Below are 17,014 nucleotides of genomic sequence, written 5' to 3'. Positions count from 1 at the left end.
GGCATTGAGCGATGCCAGCGTCTTCTCGGCCAGTGTCATGCCGCGCTCAACGGTTTGAGGGGTGGTTTTGCGCGCTTCGCAGGAACGCCCGGCATGGACAGTTGGGGCGGCGCCCAGGAAAAAAGCAGCCAGCAACAACGGCAGGACGACTCGAGTGATTTTCATGGGGTACTCCGCCTTATTGGGTCAACCGCTCGTTGTGCAGCAGCGCGCGGCCTAGTGCATTGGGAATAAAGGCAATGGCCTCTCCGGCCGCCGACAGCACCACCCCGGCGCTTACCACACTGACCACCACGGCGGTGCCGACGACCATGGAAACACCGGCAACGCCCCGGCCGACCACCTCGATGCTGGCGCGGGCACCGTCGGAGCCGCGCTCCAGCACGTACACCGTTCCCCTTGCCGTGCTCTCCACCGTTTTGACCACCAGCACCGTACCGGCCGTAGACAAAACCACAGGCACAGCGACGACTGCACCCACCGCGGCGCTGGCCGTGACTACGACGGAGGCTACCGGCAGTGCCGAGACGGCACTGAGAGCGGAAGCCTCGGATTGGGCTTGCGCATTAAAAGATGCCGTAGCGCCCGCCAATATTGCGCAAACAGCTATTAAATATGTAGCAAATGATTTTTTCATGATGCGTTCCAGAAGAAGTGTTGTTACTTATTCGCTGGCCGCGTGACCGCGGGGCCCGCGGCCCATACGGGCTTCGCTCAAGTCGGCTTCGTGCCGGTCGCGCAGGGTTTTGGCCAGGGTAAAGCTGCAGGTGATCAGGTAGAGCCAGCTCACGCCCAGGAAAGCCTTGTAGGTTTCATTGATCTCCATGCGCCACAAACCCCAACCCGTCAGCGACATCGCCAGGAAGAAGCCACCCCACACCACCAGCTTGAACATTGGGGTGTCCGTCAGCCGGCCTTCGGCCCGGCTTTGCTCCTGGTCACGCACATACTTGGCCAGCACGAAAGCGGCCGACAGGCAGAAGAAATACCCCATGATCATGAAAGCGCGGTCCAGGTCCTTGCCGGGCAGCCAAGACAAGCCCACAGCGCAAAGGAAAACTGCAATCACGAACGAGGCCCACACCTGAACCTGCCAGGGTTTGGAGTCACGGTGTATCAGCGTCTGCATAAAAACCTTGCGGTTGTTGAGGTGCCACTACTGTGCGGGCCAACGCTGCAAAATCACGCGAATAACGATACAGATCCTCAACAATGATCGAAGAGTATCGAATTTTGATACTTATTCAAGGAACCGGTTCAAGGATGTCTTAGCGCCTCCGTCATGCGCATATTGAACAAGGCCGGATCCTCAATTTGCGGAATATGACCGACGCCAGGCAATACCAGCAGTCTTGATCCGGCGACCAGGCGCTGCAGGGTTTCGGCCTGGGACAGCGGCGTGATCGTGTCCTCTTGCCCCCAGACCAAGGTCAGCGGCATGGGCAGCTCGCGGAAACCTTCAGGTTTCTCGCTCAGGGACTTGCCGCTCTCGCCGGCAAATTGCGCGGCCCAGTCGCCCAGGCTGGCGGTGAAGCCGTCCAGCACGAAAGGCTGCCGATAAATTGCCGTGCGCGAAGGCGTGACGACCTCCTTGCGAGCCACGAACTGGCGCAACCAGAATTCGCTGAACAAGGGCTGAGTGCCCACCGCGGCAATCAGTGCGGTGCGCAGCGGGCGAATGCCAAAGAGGCTCGCCGCCACGCCGCCGCTTTTCGCTGGTGCGGGATATTCCATCAGGCCGATTGCCGCGTCGACCAGGATGAGATGGCGCACGCGGTCGGGTTGCAGCATGGCGGCTTCGGCCGCGGGCCCGCCGCCATAGGAGTGGCCCAACAGCGTAACGGGCCCGAGCTTCAGCGCATCAATCAAGCCGATGATGCGGCGCGCCTGTGCGTTGCGACTGTAGTCGCGCGCAGCAGGCCGCGTGCTGAAGCCGAAGGGCGGCAGGTCCACCGCAATGACGCGATAGCCGGCGGCCGCCATGGCCTTTACGTTCTGGTCCCAGGTGCCGCTCCATGCGCCGGTGCCGTGGGTCAGTACCAGGGGCGGCGCGGCCGGGTCGCCGAATTCCTGCACATACAGGTCCACGTCATGCGCATGCAGCCAGCGCCCTTCCCTGGGTGCCGCCTCACGCGGGCTGTGGTCCTCAACCCAYAGCATGCGGGCCCAGGAAAAAGCCACAACCAGCAACAGGCAGGCCACCAGCGCCATGAGTACGCGCCACGGATAAAAAAGCCAGGTGCGCCCTGGCTTCTGCTCTCGCCGCTTAATAGTCAAAAATGTGCTCCACCTGCAGCTTGCCGGCTTGCCACTGGCGCAACGACTCGGCCAGGTGTTTGACGGGCACCGTCAACACCACCCGCTGGGTGCCGGGCCGGGTGATGATAGGTTGCCTCAGCAGTGGCGTGGCGGGGCTGGTGGGTTCCCAGGTGCCTGGCGCCAGCACGCTGACCAGGATGAATGAGTCATTGCCTGCGATCTCGCTGAAATTGACGCCTTGCACCGCCAGCGCCTGGGCATAGCGCATGAATGCCTCGTAGCGGGGGATGGTGACCAGGGCCGAACCGTCGGATGTCGGCGAAAGCACCTTCAGCTCCGGCAGCGCGGTGTCGGCCCGCGGCACAGGCTTTGCCACCACGGCAGTGACCGGCAAAGGCGCATCGTAGATCGTCTGCGTGCCCAGCTTGATCAGCCGGGCATAACCCGCCTTGACCAGGTATTCGGTCGTGAGGGCAAAGCGGCGTTCCCACTTGCGGACCATGTCAGGCCCAATGAGAGGCACATCGCGCCAAAGACCTGCCAGCGCCTTGTCGAAGTCATACAGGTACCAGGGCTCTACGCGGATAAACCGCACATAGTCCTGTGCAACGCTGGCCGCATGCCTGTCCTCGGGCGTGGTGCGGCCGGCMAGTGATTCGGCGAGCCGCCCGACGAGCGTCTCATAGGCCGACTTGAGCGCATATTCCACCGTCGTGCTGGTGCCTATCACCATGATCATCAGGTGATAGCCGGGGTTGAGGTCGAGCCCGCGGCGGCGCGTCTCGTCAAAGACGGCTTTGTAGCTTTCCCAGAACTGGCCGATGTGGCCATAAAAAGGAAAGCGGCTGGGCGCACTGGTACCTATGAACTCACCGTACTCATAGGGGCTGAACACCAGAAACCATTCGGGATAAGTCAGCAGCGTCTGCTCGACGCCGCGCACATGCTCGGGCCCCGCCACCGGCGCAGGGCCGGAGGCCGACGCCATACCGACAAGCGCGGCGAAGGCGCCCGCAACTGTGAGATTGCGCAGCCAGCGCATCACGCGGCAGCCTCGCCGGATTTTGTGAACGCCAGCAGCACGTTGTCGGAGGGATCGTGCGCCTGCAGCTCGCGCTTGCCGCTGTCCTTCAGTCCACGTTCGCCAAGGTAAGCCACCCACTCGGCAACGGGACGGAAGTAGCGCAGCTCTCGCTGATTGGTTTCCCATGCGCCGTTCAGACCAGCATTGAAGACGGTGTGCACCAGTGAGACAAACGTGAACATCTCGGGCGTTGTGACGTCATGGTCGCGCAGGATGAACATGCCGCCCGGCTTAAGCACACGCACGATGGATGCCACAAAGGCATCCAGCTTGTCCAGCGGGCAGTGGTGCAGGCCGATGTAGCAGGTCACCAGGTCCACGCTGGCATCGGGCAGGCTCGCTGGCAGCGGGTCATAGTCGTTCATGGGCACAAAGCCGCCGATCTTGAACAGGCCGCCGCGCTCTGCGATGTCCACCGGCGAGTTGGTGGGCGCCACATCATTCACCAGGGTGACGGGGCCGGTCACCTTGATGCGCTTTTTCAGCTCGCTGATGTAGCGGCCGGTGGAGCCGATCTCGACATAACCGTCAATCTGCTTTTTGTCGCCCAGGAGCCGCTGGGTCTGGTCAGCCATCTCCTTCTTCTGCTTGAAGAGCGCCGGCAACGCCAGGGTCAGGTCCGCCATGAAGGGCTTGATCTTCGGCAGCTCACGCTGGAGCCTGCGGTAAATGGCTTCATCGTTGTCAAGCTCGGCAGAGGTGTTCTTGATCAGTGTGTGAAACCGGTCCTCAGGATAAAGGCGGTAAATGTTCTGCAGGAACTTGTAAAAACCGTCGTGCCAGCGGGTGACGCTGAAAACGGCGCGAAATTCCGAAGCGGGTGAGGTTGTGGTCATGGCAAGCCCAGTCGTTCAGGTGTTGGAGGCGTTCAATGTGGGGGCGTAGTATTTGTCCCAGAGCACATTGCGCAAGCGGAACTGCGGATCGAGCTTGCGTTTCAGGGCGAACAGCTCTTTGGCCCGCGGATAGGCGGCGTGGAACTGCTCCGCCGTTGCATGCGGCTGGTAGGGCAGGTAGTAGCTGCCGCCGACACTGATGGCCGCATCAATCAGCTCGCGCGTCCAGACCGACACGCGGTTGATGGCGTTGTCCCGGGTGCGCTGCTTGTAATAGAGGACAAACGCAAAGGTCTCACCCCGGGCCCAGGCCAGCAGGGTGCCGGGGTCGGGCCGCGCATGCCGCACCGACACATTAAGCGCATTGACGCGATAGCGCTGCAGGATTTCCGCCATGATCGGCACGAAGTCGTCAAASCGCTCCACCGGAATGAAGTATTCCTGCAACACATAGGTTGTGTGCTTGCGCGAAGCCGGCTCAAGCTCCGCCACGTCGTAACCCGCCTCGAAGTTGCGCCAGTGCACCTTGCGGAAAAGATAAAGGAGGGGATCGATCAGGTATTCGCGCCGCCATTTCCCCAAGGGGGTTTCGGTCACGGCCCACACAAAGTAGCGGTTCACAGGGTAGGTTTCACCGCCTTGCTGTAAACGCCTTGGCTCGGTCGTGGCTTCGTCAGTACGCGCCCAGGTGACAGAACGCACCTTGCGGTAATGCGGCGGGTACAGGTCGGCATTGTGGAAAACAGCATCCTGAAAATACCTGACCTTGGCCTTGAAGTGGCTGATGTATTCGGCCGCACTCATCTTGCGGGCCAGTCGCTTGACCTTGGTGTTGTCCGCCAGGTCCAGCTCGGCCTCAACGATCACGGCCACACCGCCGTAGCCGCCGATCAYGGCGTAAAAGAGTTCCGCATTGACGGAAGGCGAAGCATCCTGCACGCTGCCGTCGGCCAGCACCACCCGGATCTCCCGCACCGACATCACCACTGCGCCCAGGCCCATGTAGCGACCGTGACAGTTGACGCTCAGCGCGCCGCCCACCGTGAAATTGGCATAGGTCTGCATGATCTTCACAGCGAGGTTGTGCGGATCAACAAATCGCTGGATGTCGCACCAGCGAATGCCAGCCTGCACGCGTATGGTTTTCTCCATCGGCGAGAAGCGGATGATCTGGTTGAGCTCACGCATGTCCAGGTGCAGGCTGCCGGGGCTGGCGGTCTGCCCGCCCATGCTGAAATGCCCGCCGCCCACCGACAGCGGGCCATCGGTACGGCGCACGGCATCGCACACCTCGTCCACGGTTTTGGGTTTGCTGATGGCCCAGACGGCAACCGGGTTGAGGCCGGTCACATCGTTCACGATCAAAGTGTTGTTGTGCATGTTGTGGTCCCGCGTCATCCTCTACCGCACCACCAGATAGTCGCCGCGCGGCGCCAACGGGTCGGGGCCCCAGCGATTGTCTTGCGGCAGGCCGCGCCTGAAGGCCAGTTGCCACGCCAGCCACAACGCGCCGGCCACCGGCACCAGGACCAGCAGCAGCCACCAACCCGAACGGTTGCGGTCATGCAGGCGCCGGATGCATAGCAATATCAGCGCCGCCAGTACCGGACCATTGATGAGCCAGGCCAGCACCACCGAAGGCGCCGGCCCTGCGGCTGCCCAGGCCAGGTACAAAACCATCCACGCGATGAGGCCATGCAGCCAGAAGCCACCGCGAGAAAGCCTGCCGCCAGCTTTAAAAAATTGAAGCGCAGTCATGTCTTGTCCTGTCCCAGAAGTTGTTCCACCTTCGCCCTCAGATCCAAAGGCTCCACTTTGTCCGCAGCAATTGGCATGCCTACATTCAGGCCCACCCGGTTGAAGAGCCCGCGCCGAAAGGGTCTGGTCATGGCAACTCCTTTTTCGGCGCGGCTGAAAAAGGAGCCCCATAAGTCGGTCAGCGCCATCGGCACCACATTGACCTGCACACCATCACGCCGGGCATTCTCCAGAATCTTCATGACGCCGCCTTTGAACTCCTGCAGTTCGCCATTTTTTGTAATGCCGCCCTCGGGAAATATTGCGAGCAGGTCACCATCACGCAGCACCTTGGCGGCGGCCTCGAAAGCCGCCTCGTACAACGCCGGGTCTTCCGTGCGCGGTGCAATCGGGATCGCCTTGGCCAGCCGGAACAGCCAGCCCAGAACCGGCATTTTGAAGATGCGGTGGTCCATCACAAAGTAGATGGGACGCGGGCTGGCGGCCATCAGCAGCACCGGGTCGACAAAGCTGACATGGTTGCAGGTCAGCACGGCAGCGCCGGTAGCAGGGATGTTGTCGTCACCGGTGATCTTGAAGCGGTAGACCAGGCGCGAGGCGATCAGGGCGATGAAACGCAGCAGGTACTCAGGCACCAGCATGAAGATGTAGAACGCCACCACCGCATTGGCCAATCCAACGAACAGGAAGATTTGCGGAATACTGAACCCGGCCTTGAGCAGCGCGCCGGCCAGGATAGCGCTGACGATCATGAACAGYGCATTGAGAATGTTGTTGGCCGCGATGATGCGCGCCCGGTGCGTGGACTGGCTGCGCAGCTGGATCAGCGCGTACATCGGCACGCTGTAGAGGCCGGCAAAGAGGCTGAGCCAGGCCAGGTCGATCATTACGCGCCAATGCACAGGCTGCGACATGAAGGCGCCCAGGGTCATAACGGGCGCTGACGGCAAGCCGCGCGAGGCGAAGTAAAGGTCAACCGCAAACACGCTCATGCCGATGGCTCCCACAGGAACCAGCCCTATCTCGACGTGGCGTTTGCTGAGCACTTCGCAGAGCAGCGATCCGGTCGCGATGCCGATGGAAAACACCACCAGCAGCAAAGACGCCACCTGCTCGTTACCGTGCAGCACCTCTTTGGCAAAACTCGGAAACTGGCTCAGGAATACCGCGCCAAAAAACCACATCCAGCTGATACCCAGCATGGAGCGGAATACCACCAGGTTGCCGTTGGCAAGCTTGAGGTTGCGCCAGGTTTCTGTCACCGGGTTCCAATTGATTTTCAGGCCTGGGTCAGTCGCTGGCGTCAGCGGAATAAACTGCGAGACAAGCCGGCCAACCAGTGCGAGGCCGATGCATGCAATGGCCACATAGTCCGGCCCGACCTGGGGTACGGCCACCATGAGCCCACCCACCACCTGGCCCAGCAAAATGGCCACGAAGGTGCCCATCTCGACCATGCCGTTGCCGCCGGTCAGCTCGCGCTCGTTGAGCGCCTGCGGCAGGTAGGCAAATTTGACCGGGCCGAATATCGTGGAATGCAGCCCCATCAAAAACGTGCAACCCAAAAGCACGGGCACCTGGACATTGGCATTGCTGCTCATGAAGCCGACCGCAGCGATCAGCATGATCACCACTTCCAGGTTCTTGACAAAGCGGATCACGCGCGTCTTCTCGAACTTGTCGGTGAGCTGCCCGCTGGTGGCCGAGAACAGCAGAAAGGGCAGGATGAACAGAGCGCCAATGGCCAGCCCCGCCAGCGCGGGAGGCAGCCAGCTCACGCTGAGCTGGTAGGTCACCATCACGGTGAAGGCAAACTTGAAAAGGTTGTCGTTGGCCGCCCCTGAAAACTGCGTCCAGAAGAAAGGGGCGAAGCGGCGCTGCTTGAGGAGCGCGAACTGGTTCGGATGCTCGTGAACGGGGGGTGGCGACACCGCGGCGGCCATATCAACAGGCATGCTTGACTCCTCTTTTCAGTTGTTGTGCGGCAGACTGTGGCGGGATGGCCTGCCTGCTCTGTTTTTGAATGCTGCTGTGGATTCTGCCTTGAATTTTCGGGCGTCCAGAAGCGCCGCAACGACGGGCCAGGCAGCACAACTGGCCACCACGTGCTTCAGGGTGTGGCCCGAAACCAGCTGACCCGTCCATTCGAACACCGCGTGGTCACCCAGCTCGAGCAGCTTGGCCAGCGCATAAATGGCCACCACCAGCATCCAGCGGATGGGCAACACCCGCCCTGCCAGCGTGGGCCGCAAACAGGCGACGCCGACAATCAGCAACATGCCACCGAGTTGCAAAACGGCCCAGGGCAGCACATTGCCCGTGTGCGACCAAAGATGCACGGACAACGGTCCGAGAACGAGGACTGCTGCAGCAACCGCTACACCGGCACGGGTGCTGACGGCCTGCATGGTGCCAAGCCCGAGCAAGCCTGCGAAGGCAAACACCATGCCGCCCCGATCCCAGACCAGCCCGGCATCTCCCGGCTGCAGATGGTAGGCTGCAGAAACCATGGAGGTGAGGGCCAAGCCGGCAAAGAACAGCCCTGCGAAACCTGCGGCGGCGGCGCTGAGCGCCCGCGCCTTCACGGCACGCACAAGGGCCCAGGCACCCGCCATGCCCCACAGCATGAACGGCAGGTTGCTGAGGACGTCCATCGCATGCGGCAACCATCCCCAGGCTCGTTGGTCGGCGAAGTCGTGATAGTGCAAAGGCTGCGCCACCGACGGCCCCAGCAATGCCGCCGCCAGCATCGCAAGCAACACGCCGGCGAGCGCGCATTCGCGGCGGCAGGCCGGGGCTTTCCAGCCCGATACCTTCATCTGCGCAAACCAGGAAGGCGGCGGCACAACACGGCGGTGGGCGGTTTTCAGGCTGATTGGCATGGGGCAGCTCCTGTGTGAATGAAGCTGCACTGTGCAGGCCAAGCGCCGGAAGAAGCACCGGAATTAGAACCAGTTCTTACTATTCATCCCGAAAGTACCGATAATCGATACTCATGAGCACTACCGCAGATCTTGTCATCGTCCTCAAAAAGGAACTCAAGGCGGCGCGCATGACGTACGCCGACCTGGCCGTCAAACTCGGCATGGCCGAGTCAAGCGTCAAGCGCATGCTGGCCAGGGGCGATATGCCCCTCTCGCGTATCGACGCGATCTGCCGCGCGCTCAAGCTGGACTTTGCCGACCTGGCCAGGCGCATCGCCGACACCCAGCCCCTGCTGGCGGAGCTGACCGAAGCACAGGAAAAAGCCGTGGTGGCCGACAAGAAGCTGTTGCTGGCCGCCATCTGCGTGCTGTCGCAATGGACGCTGGAGCAAATCACCACCAGTTACCGGCTGACCGAAGCCGAGTGCATCAAATACCTCGCGCAACTGGACCGCATCGGCATCATCGAGCTCAAGCCGCTGAACCGCTACCGGCTCAAGCTCGCCAAGACCTTCCGCTGGCGACCGCACGGGCCGGTCATGGACTACTTCCGCGAAAACGCCCTGCTTGACTATTTTTCCGGTGGATTTGACGGCAATGGCGAAGGCCTGCTGCTGGTGCACGGCTCCATCAGCCGCGGCCTGGCGCCTTCGTTCCTGGAGCGCATGCAGCGGGTGGCGCAAGACTTTGCCCAACAGCACCAGACCGACCAGAAGCTGGGCGACAAGGACCGCGAAGGATTCACCTTGCTGCTGGCCATGCGGAGCTGGGAGTTCGAGGCCTTCGCTGCACTTCGTAGGTAACACCCCCGTTCAGACTCACTTCGTGTAGTCTGCTCCCCCCTCAAGGGGGCGACCCCTGCGGCCCGGCAAAGCCGGTTCCGCGGGGCCTGCTGGTACTCCCTTGTTGGCATACTCGACATATTGCATGCAATTACATTAGCCAACTAAGTAAATTTGATGTTTACTGGTATTATTCAGCTGATTACGGCTTGCTCGGCTATTTTGTGCATGCAATTCCGACGAAATCACGATGAAACCCATCTCCACCTACGTTGGCCTGCCCATCCCGGTTGCGGCCAATCTGACCGACACCAAATACTTCTTCCAGGCGCTGGACAACTTCTCGCGCGTGATGGCGATACGTCCCGGTGACCGGGTGCTGATGCTGGCCGACCCTCTGCTGGACCCGCGCGTGATCGACGCCGTGATCGGCATTGCCAAGTCACGCGGCGCCGAGGTGCGCATTTACATGGAGCCGAGCACGCAGGTGACCGCCGTGCCTGAAGAAGTGCATGCCATGCTGAAGAAGGCCACTTTTGTGGTGTCTACCTGGTTCTGCTCCATCCTCGACCCTTTGTGCATCAACCTGCGCCGCACCGGCCAGCGTTGGGTCAAGATCACCTACTTTCGCAACCTGGATCTGCTGCACACGCCGCAAGCGCGCTTTCCGGTCGATCTCATCGGTGAGATCATCCGCCAAACGGCCAGCCGTTACCCGACCGAAGGCGATTTCGACCTGCGCTTCACCGATCCGCGGGGCAGCGACTTCCGCATCAGCTTCACGCAGGCGATGCGCGCCAACCAGTTGGCCACCAACCGCTGGCGCGGCCAGATGACGGCCGAGGAAGACGGCTGTTATGTGCACTACCTGCCGACACACGGCCCCAATCTGTGGGACCACAACTCGGTCAAGAATGATTTCAAGGCCGTGGTGCCCATGGCGGGCGTGCTTTACCCGCAATGGGCGGTCGGTTTTGCCAAACCGTTCGAGGAAAAAATCGCCGTCCATTTTGAAGGCGACACAATTTCATCGGTTGAGGGAATTTCAGAAGAAGCGGTGATCCTGCGCGAGATGCTGGTCGGTGGCCGCATGATCGAAGGCGGCGGCTGCGGCTTCAACCCCAAGGCGCCGCGCCACACCGTGTACCCGGCCGGCTCAAACTCTCCCGGAGCGCTGCACTTCGGCATCGACCTGGCGCAACCCAGCCACTACATACGCCGTGTCATGCCTAACTGGGAAGAGCCGCCCGTGCACATGGACCTCATCACGCTGGACAGCACCGTGACTGCAGGGGGCTGCACCCTGATCAAGGACGGTTTTTTGTGCGCACTGCGCGACCCGTCAGTGGTGGCGCTGGCAGCGCGCTATGGCGACCCTGTCGAATTGCTGGAAGCTCAGGTTTTATAGCTCCCCACGGCCTCTTCAAGCGGGGGCCGCGGTCCGGCTTTGCCGGCCGCGAGGCGCCCGTCCCCTGGAAGGGGAAAAGGCGCTACACGCAGTGAGCGTCCGATAGGGGTAAACCTAGGCAGGTGACGTAAACACCGTCAGCACGCCGGTGTAGCCGTACAGATGGTGACGGGCGATCTCACCGCCGGCGAAAAAACCAACCAGCGGCACATCGCCCAGGGCCCGCCGCACGATCTGCAGTTCGGCACTGGGCGCGCCGAAGTGCGGRCCGCCACGGCCGGAGCAACTGACGTACACCGCGCCCGCAATGCGCCGGGCCGCATGCGGCGTGGCTTCGGCCTCTGACGCGCTCAAGGCGCTGGCAACTTCCAGCGTGACTTCTTCCGGTTCCAGCTCTTCACGAATCTCGGCGCACACACGCACCAGGTCGGCGCGCGCGGCTTCCATGTTGCGTTCGCAGAAAGCCAGCTTCATGCCCACGACGGGCACCTCCGCGATGGCAATCCCCTTGCGCGCCGGATCCAGCCCGATCAGGTGGCGCACCAGCACCTCTGCGCCAAACTGGCCGTGCCGGCCGGCGCCGTCATGGGGAATGTCTGCCGGGCGGCTCAAGCCGACAAGCGTGGTCCGCACTTTGGCCAAGGCCTCCCGCGGCTCATCAAGCGACACGTCCAGGTCTGCCAGCATCACCTCCAGTGCCGGCTGTCCATCGAGCTCGGTCACCACATTGGACTCGCAGGCCGTGATCTCATGATGCGCAGACACCGGCCGGCACCCTTGGGTAATGCGTGACATCAGTGCCGCGCCCTGGCCAAAAGCCACACCGCTGAGGCCCCCGGTGAAGACACCGCCGGCCGCGCCCTGCCCCTTGACATTGCCATGCCCGCTGAGGRAAAACTGCACCGTACTGGAGCGGCTGGAGGCCAGGCCGCCAAACACATAGCCGCTGCCGGTGCGCTGTGCCATTTCGTCGATCAGTTCGGCAACGTCGGGCGTTCCGGCGTCCGCATGCACCAGCGCCGTATGCGCCTTGAACCTTCCCTGGCTGGCCGGGGGCAAGGGCGACACCCCGGAGAACACACGGTACTGGTCATGCGGAAGCTCGCAGAGCATGACCGTGAGCGCCGGCTCGTCAAAGTACTCGACGTTGTTGGAGGCGATACCCACACCCACCGTGCCGCTCCAGTCGGTGATGTCGGGCAATTCGGCGCTCAGATGGTCAAGAATATCCTGCGCGTGTGCCGCATAGTGATCGGTGATGTAGAGCAGCGCCAGCGTGGGCGATTTGGCGTAGCCGGGCAATGCGAGGTAGGCGCGCAGCTGCGCCAGCACAAGGCCTGCCGCCATCTGCCATTGCGGATGGGTGGCGTGGCCGTAGGGAAAAAGCTTCATGGGGTCCTGGTGAAATTCAGTGAAAAGTCGGCCTGTATCAACGCGTGGTTTTGCGTGCGGTTTTAGTTGCAGCCTTGCGCGCTGGCGCCTTGGCCTTGGGTTTCGTTTTGGTGGCAGTTTTGCCGGCGGCCGGTGTAGGCCATGCCTGGCTGCTGCGCAGGGCCGTGTTCATGGCCGCGCGTGCGCCGCCGGCCACGGTTTTACCGGCGGACTCCGCCATGTTGCGGGCCATGCCCGTTGCCATGCCGGTGGCGGTCTTCATCGCGTCCTTGGCAAGGCCGGTCGCCAGGCTTTTGGTGGTGTCCATGGCCGTTTTTTTGGCGGCATCCTTCATGGCATCTGCCGCAATCGTCTGGAACTGCTGGGTCAGCGCGCCCCACCACTGCATCGGGTCCACCACGCCGGCCGGCTGCGCGCCGGCCTTGGCCGCGCCGGGTGCCTTGGCCTTGGATGTGGCGGCCGGCTTGTCCGCGCCAAAGCTCGTTGGCGGGACCTCCAGCCCCGAAAACGTGCGGGCCTTGTCGGCCACACGCTGCACGCCACCGGCCACGCTGTCGGCCACCTTGAGCTTGAAGGCATTGGCCACATCGCCCATGTTGAAGTTCATGCCTTTGAGGGTAGCCAGCGTCATCTTCTGCACCTCCAGCGCCTGGATGGTCGCCTTGAGCGCCGTGGCGTTCTGGTCAAGCCAGAACTGGACAGCCTTGAGTTCATCGATGCGCTTGTCGAGTTCTTCAACATTCAGCGTGGGCGCTACCCAGTTGCCCAGGTTGGGCAACTGCGGAATGCTTTGTGTGGCGCTGCCTGCCGCCTGTTTGGCCAGGTTCTGCAAAAAGTCAAAGCCGGGCACCAGCTTGCCGAAACCGGGGAAAGAAGGGTTGTCCGCGTCACTCATGAATGTCTCCTGGCAGGTTGTGCACGATTTGCATCGGGCGGCTGGATGATCCAGCGCACGCCTTCATTGTGCAACGCCGCAGCAGCGCGTCAACCGCTTTTTGTGTTTTCAGCAGGCAAACACCAGGGTCGAACCGGTATTGATACGGATTCAAGCAAGAAACACCCACAGACCTTTACCGACAAGCGCAAATCGCTATCTATTTCATAGCATTCATCGGCAGGCATGGCGCCATGCCTGTTGCCGGCCGGGCTGCAAAAGCGTCTCTTTCGGGCAATGCCCTGATAAGCTTGCACCATGAAAAGCCTCTTTCACTTTGCCTTCAATGTCAGAGACCTCAACGTGGCCCGCCAGTTTTATGGCGGGGTCCTGGGATGCGCGGAAGGCCGCTCGGCCCCTACCTGGGTCGACTACGACTTTTTCGGCCACCAGCTGTCGCTCCACCTGGGCGAACCGTTCAAGACAGAGCGCACCGGCCATGTTGGCRACAAGCTTGTTCCCATGCCGCATTTCGGCCTGGTGCTTGCCCTGGCCGACTGGCAGGCCCTGGCGCAGCGCCTGCAAGCGGCCCGCATGGAGTTTGTGCTGGAGCCGCAAGTGCGCTTTGCAGGAGAAGCCGGCGAGCAATGGACCATGTTTTTCTGCGACCCCTTCGGCAACCCCATCGAGATCAAGGGTTTCCAATCACTTGAAGCCCTTTATTCGGCTAACACGGCCCGACATATCTGACATACATATGGCCTATACCTTTGCTTCCGCCACGGTGTTGCTGCTGCTGATCACCGATCCGTTCGGCAATATTCCGATTTTTGTCAACGCCCTGAAGGGTGTGGCGCCGGAGCGGCGCATGCGCGTCATCCTGCGTGAGGTGCTGATCGCGTTTTTGCTGCTGCTGGCCTTCATGTTTGTCGGCGACGGCTTCCTGCGCCTGATGAACCTCAGCGATTTGTCGCTGCAGATTGCCGGCGCGGTGGTCATGTTCCTGATCGCGCTGCGCATGATTTTCCCGTCGGACCAGCCCGAGGCCGCGCCGCTGCAGGGCGAGCCGCTGATTGTGCCGCTGGCGATTCCCGCGCTGGCCGGCCCCTCGGCGCTGGCCACGGTCATGTTGCTGGTGTCCCAGGCGCCGGCGCGGCGGCTTGAATGGATCGCGGCGCTGTGCGTGACCATGGCGGTGTGCGCCGTGGTGCTGGTGCTGTCCGAGCGAATCCAGCGGGTGGCAGGCGACCGCGTGATGATGGCCTTCGAGCGCCTGATGGGCCTCATCCTCGTGGCGATTTCGGTCGAGATGCTCCTGCGCGGCATACGGCTGTTCATCAGCCAAACCGGGGCTGCTGCATGAAAAAATCCGTGCAACGCCTCGTCCTCCTTTGTGCCTGCGCATTGGCCTCGCCGTGGGCACATGCGGTGCAAGACTGCGAAATCAACGGTGAAAGCGTCAACCCCAACAATGGCAACACCACGGCCGGCAAAACCGGCATCATGCGCTGCAAGGACCGGGACACAGGCCAGCTGATGYGCGAACAGGAGCTGCAGGGCGGCAAGTTCATGGGTTTGATGCGCTACTACCAGAACGGCAAGCTACAGCGGGAATACGGCGAAAACGAGCGCGGCAACCGCCATGGCCGCGCGCGTGAATTCGCACCGGACGGCCAGGTGCTGCGCGACTCCATCTACGACAACGGCACCGAGGCCGGCCTGGCGCGCAGCTTTCACACCAATGGGCAGTTGCGGCGCATCGTGTTTTACGGGCCGCGCGCAGGCGGCAGCATCGAGCAGGCCTATGCCGAATTCAATGACCGCGGCCAGCTCCAGGCCTTGCGCTGCGGCGACAAGCCTTTGCTGGCAGCGCCGGCCGAGGACGCCCGTTGGTGCGGTTTTTCGGGCGGCGCCTCAAAGATCGAACTCTTCAGCAGCAAAGGCGTGCTGAACGGCACCAGCAGTTACCTGGCCGGAAAACGCATTCGCCATGAAACGCTGGGCGAGAGTGGCAAGCCGGATTACCTGGACGAGGTATCGGGCAACATTCGCACTGAACGCTATTTCAACAACGCCGGCGTCAAGCGGCGCGAAGTCCAGTGGCTGCTGGAAACCAACCCGTCAAAAACCTCGTTCAAGGAACGCGAGCAGGAGTTCGCCGACAGCGGCGCCCTGACGCGCGACAGGCGCTGGTCGGCCGGCAAGCCGGTCAGCGACCAGACTTACTACCTGAACGGCCAGCCGCGCAGCAAAACCGAGTACGGCGGCGAAGGCGACACCGCCTGGCTGCAGACTACCGACTTCTTCGACAGCGGGAAAATCGCCGCCACCGGCCGCTACACAGCCTCCAACCGCTACCGGCAACTGCCCCAGGGTACGCACCAGCGCTTTAACGAAGCCGGCAGGCTGGTGGCCGAATCGAGCTACGACGAGCGCGGCCGCATCACGCGCGAGAGAACCTGGGACGACGAGGGCAAGCCATCACGTGACGACGCCGTGTTCGAAGACGGCTCACGCAAGGCTTATTCAAGATAACACCCCCGTCCAGGCTCACTGCGTGTAGCCTGTTCCCCCCTCGAGGGGGCGGCGCCTGCGGCCCGGCGAAGCCGGTTCCGCGGCCCCTGCTGGTTTTATTCGGGGTAGCTCAGACGTTCTCGACAATTTTTTGGTCGATGGCGCCAAATACTGAGAGCCCATCCTTGCCCTTGGCTTCAATGCGGATGGTGTCGCCGAACTTCATGAACTCGGTTTTGGGCCTGCCATCCTCGATGGTTTCGATGGCGCGCTTTTCAGCGATGCAGCTGTAGCCGTGGCTCCAGTCCTTGTTGCTGACGGTGCCTGAACCGATGATGCTGCCGGCACGGACATTGCGGGTCTTGCAGATATGGGCGATCAGCTGGCCGAAACTGAATGTCATCTCGGGGCCGGCTTCGCACATAGCGACCTTGCGGCCGTTCCAGGTGCTTTGCAGGGTCATGTGCAGGCGGCCCTTGTCCCAGGCGTCGCCCACTTCGTCCAGCGTCACTGCCACCGGGCTGAAAGCGGTTGCCGGTTTGCTCTGGAAGAAACCGAAACCCTTGGCCAGTTCATCGGGGATCAGGTTGCGCAAGGACACGTCGTTGGCCAGCATCAGCAGGCGCACGCCTTCCAGCGCCTGTTCGGGGGTGGCGCGCATGGGCACATCGCCGGTGATCACGGCGATCTCGGCCTCGAAGTCAATGCCGAACTCCTCGCTCGCCACCACCACATCGTCGCAGGGTCCAATGAAATCGTCGCTGCCGCCCTGGTACATCAGTGGGTTGGTGTAAAAACTTTCCGGCACCTCGGCGTTGCGCGCCTTTCGCACCAGTTCCACGTGGTTGATATAGGCCGAGCCGTCGGCCCACTGGTAGGCGCGCGGCAGCGGTGCCATGCAGCGCGATGGCTCAAACGGAAAAGCGTGCCTCGCCTTTCCCTGGTTCAATGTTTCGTACAAGTCCTGCAACTGCGGCGACATGAAGTTCCAGTCGTCCAGCACCTGCTGCAATTTGCCCGCGATGCCCGTCGCATAATGGGCTGTTGAAAGATCGCGCGACACCACGACCAGCTGGCCGTCGCGTGAAGAGTCTTTGTAAGTGGCAAGTTTCATCAATATCCTGATTGGTGGCTGTCGGCTTTCGCAGAAGGCCTGATTGTGCCGTGGCCGGCGGTGGCATCC

At 62.0% G+C, this 17,014-nt stretch carries 17 protein-coding genes; 5 read left to right on the top strand and 12 right to left on the bottom strand.

The window, feature by feature from the left end; translation table 11 throughout:
• Positions 1-178: 178 nt before the first annotated feature.
• The 9 genes from AC1D1X_RS02475 to AC1D1X_RS02435 form a co-directional block, all read right to left on the bottom strand.
• Complete coding sequence (locus AC1D1X_RS02475; protein ID WP_477668719.1) at positions 179-637, bottom strand: hypothetical protein; 459 nt, start codon at positions 635-637, stop codon at positions 179-181.
• Positions 638-664: 27 nt separating this feature from the next.
• Complete coding sequence (locus AC1D1X_RS02470) at positions 665-1,129, bottom strand: YiaA/YiaB family inner membrane protein (RefSeq protein ID WP_477668720.1); 465 nt, start codon at positions 1,127-1,129, stop codon at positions 665-667.
• Positions 1,130-1,257: 128 nt separating this feature from the next.
• A complete protein-coding gene (locus AC1D1X_RS02465) occupies positions 1,258-2,277 on the bottom strand; it encodes an alpha/beta fold hydrolase (RefSeq protein WP_477697780.1) in 1,020 nt (339 codons plus the stop codon).
• A complete protein-coding gene (locus tag AC1D1X_RS02460) occupies positions 2,267-3,304 on the bottom strand; it encodes a hypothetical protein (protein WP_477668722.1) in 1,038 nt (345 codons plus the stop codon). The genes AC1D1X_RS02465 and AC1D1X_RS02460 overlap by 11 nt, the downstream gene beginning before the upstream one ends.
• A complete protein-coding gene (locus AC1D1X_RS02455; protein WP_477668723.1) occupies positions 3,301-4,179 on the bottom strand; it encodes a methyltransferase domain-containing protein in 879 nt (292 codons plus the stop codon). Before AC1D1X_RS02455 ends, AC1D1X_RS02460 begins: the two co-directional genes overlap by 4 nt.
• Before the next feature lie 15 nt (positions 4,180-4,194).
• On the bottom strand, positions 4,195-5,559 hold the full coding sequence (locus tag AC1D1X_RS02450; RefSeq protein ID WP_477697779.1) for an FAD-binding oxidoreductase: 1,365 nt from the start codon (positions 5,557-5,559) through the stop codon (positions 4,195-4,197).
• A 21-nt stretch (positions 5,560-5,580) separates the two neighbouring features.
• A complete protein-coding gene (locus tag AC1D1X_RS02445) occupies positions 5,581-5,937 on the bottom strand; it encodes a DUF805 domain-containing protein (protein ID WP_477668725.1) in 357 nt (118 codons plus the stop codon).
• On the bottom strand, positions 5,934-7,892 hold the full coding sequence (locus AC1D1X_RS02440) for an MFS transporter (RefSeq protein WP_477668726.1): 1,959 nt from the start codon (positions 7,890-7,892) through the stop codon (positions 5,934-5,936). The genes AC1D1X_RS02445 and AC1D1X_RS02440 overlap by 4 nt, the downstream gene beginning before the upstream one ends.
• A gap of 15 nt (positions 7,893-7,907) precedes the next feature.
• Complete coding sequence (locus AC1D1X_RS02435) at positions 7,908-8,819, bottom strand: hypothetical protein (RefSeq protein WP_477668727.1); 912 nt, start codon at positions 8,817-8,819, stop codon at positions 7,908-7,910.
• Positions 8,820-8,932: 113 nt separating this feature from the next.
• Here AC1D1X_RS02435 and AC1D1X_RS02430 point away from each other — a divergent pair, with 113 nt between their 5' ends.
• Together AC1D1X_RS02430 and AC1D1X_RS02425 are read left to right on the top strand one after the other, a co-directional pair.
• Positions 8,933-9,664 carry a helix-turn-helix domain-containing protein gene (locus tag AC1D1X_RS02430; protein WP_477668728.1) on the top strand — a complete coding sequence of 244 codons (732 nt, stop codon included), beginning with the start codon at positions 8,933-8,935 and terminating at the stop codon, positions 9,662-9,664.
• Positions 9,665-9,893: 229 nt separating this feature from the next.
• Entirely contained in the window at positions 9,894-11,051 is a 1,158-nt protein-coding gene (locus tag AC1D1X_RS02425; RefSeq protein WP_477668729.1) for a hypothetical protein, read from the top strand.
• A gap of 114 nt (positions 11,052-11,165) precedes the next feature.
• Here the strand turns inward: AC1D1X_RS02425 and AC1D1X_RS02420 are convergent, their stop codons facing one another.
• Together AC1D1X_RS02420 and AC1D1X_RS02415 are read right to left on the bottom strand one after the other, a co-directional pair.
• Positions 11,166-12,443: an FIST signal transduction protein gene (locus AC1D1X_RS02420; RefSeq protein ID WP_477697778.1), complete on the bottom strand. Its 1,278-nt coding sequence runs from the start codon at positions 12,441-12,443 to the stop codon at positions 11,166-11,168.
• A 37-nt stretch (positions 12,444-12,480) separates the two neighbouring features.
• The gene (locus tag AC1D1X_RS02415; RefSeq protein WP_477668731.1) at positions 12,481-13,338 is read right to left on the bottom strand and encodes a PhaM family polyhydroxyalkanoate granule multifunctional regulatory protein; all 858 of its coding nucleotides are present in this window, start codon (positions 13,336-13,338) and stop codon (positions 12,481-12,483) included.
• A gap of 297 nt (positions 13,339-13,635) precedes the next feature.
• Here AC1D1X_RS02415 and AC1D1X_RS02410 point away from each other — a divergent pair, with 297 nt between their 5' ends.
• From AC1D1X_RS02410 to AC1D1X_RS02400, 3 genes are read left to right on the top strand one after another with little or no spacing between them, the layout of a single operon-like run.
• Positions 13,636-14,067 (top strand): VOC family protein, encoded by a 432-nt coding sequence (locus tag AC1D1X_RS02410; protein ID WP_477697777.1) that lies wholly within the window; start codon positions 13,636-13,638, stop codon positions 14,065-14,067.
• Positions 14,068-14,074: 7 nt separating this feature from the next.
• On the top strand, positions 14,075-14,680 hold the full coding sequence (locus tag AC1D1X_RS02405) for a MarC family protein (protein WP_477668733.1): 606 nt from the start codon (positions 14,075-14,077) through the stop codon (positions 14,678-14,680).
• Positions 14,681-14,688: 8 nt separating this feature from the next.
• On the top strand, positions 14,689-15,852 hold the full coding sequence (locus AC1D1X_RS02400; protein WP_477697776.1) for a toxin-antitoxin system YwqK family antitoxin: 1,164 nt from the start codon (positions 14,689-14,691) through the stop codon (positions 15,850-15,852).
• 109 nt (positions 15,853-15,961) lie between these two features.
• On the opposite strand, the gene AC1D1X_RS02395 is transcribed toward AC1D1X_RS02400, so the two are convergent.
• A complete protein-coding gene (locus AC1D1X_RS02395) occupies positions 15,962-16,945 on the bottom strand; it encodes a fumarylacetoacetate hydrolase family protein (protein ID WP_477668735.1) in 984 nt (327 codons plus the stop codon).
• Positions 16,946-17,014 lie beyond the last annotated feature (69 nt).

The organism is Polaromonas sp. P1_G4 (assembly GCF_056405475.1).
This window is presented reverse-complemented; position numbering and strand designations above follow the sequence as displayed.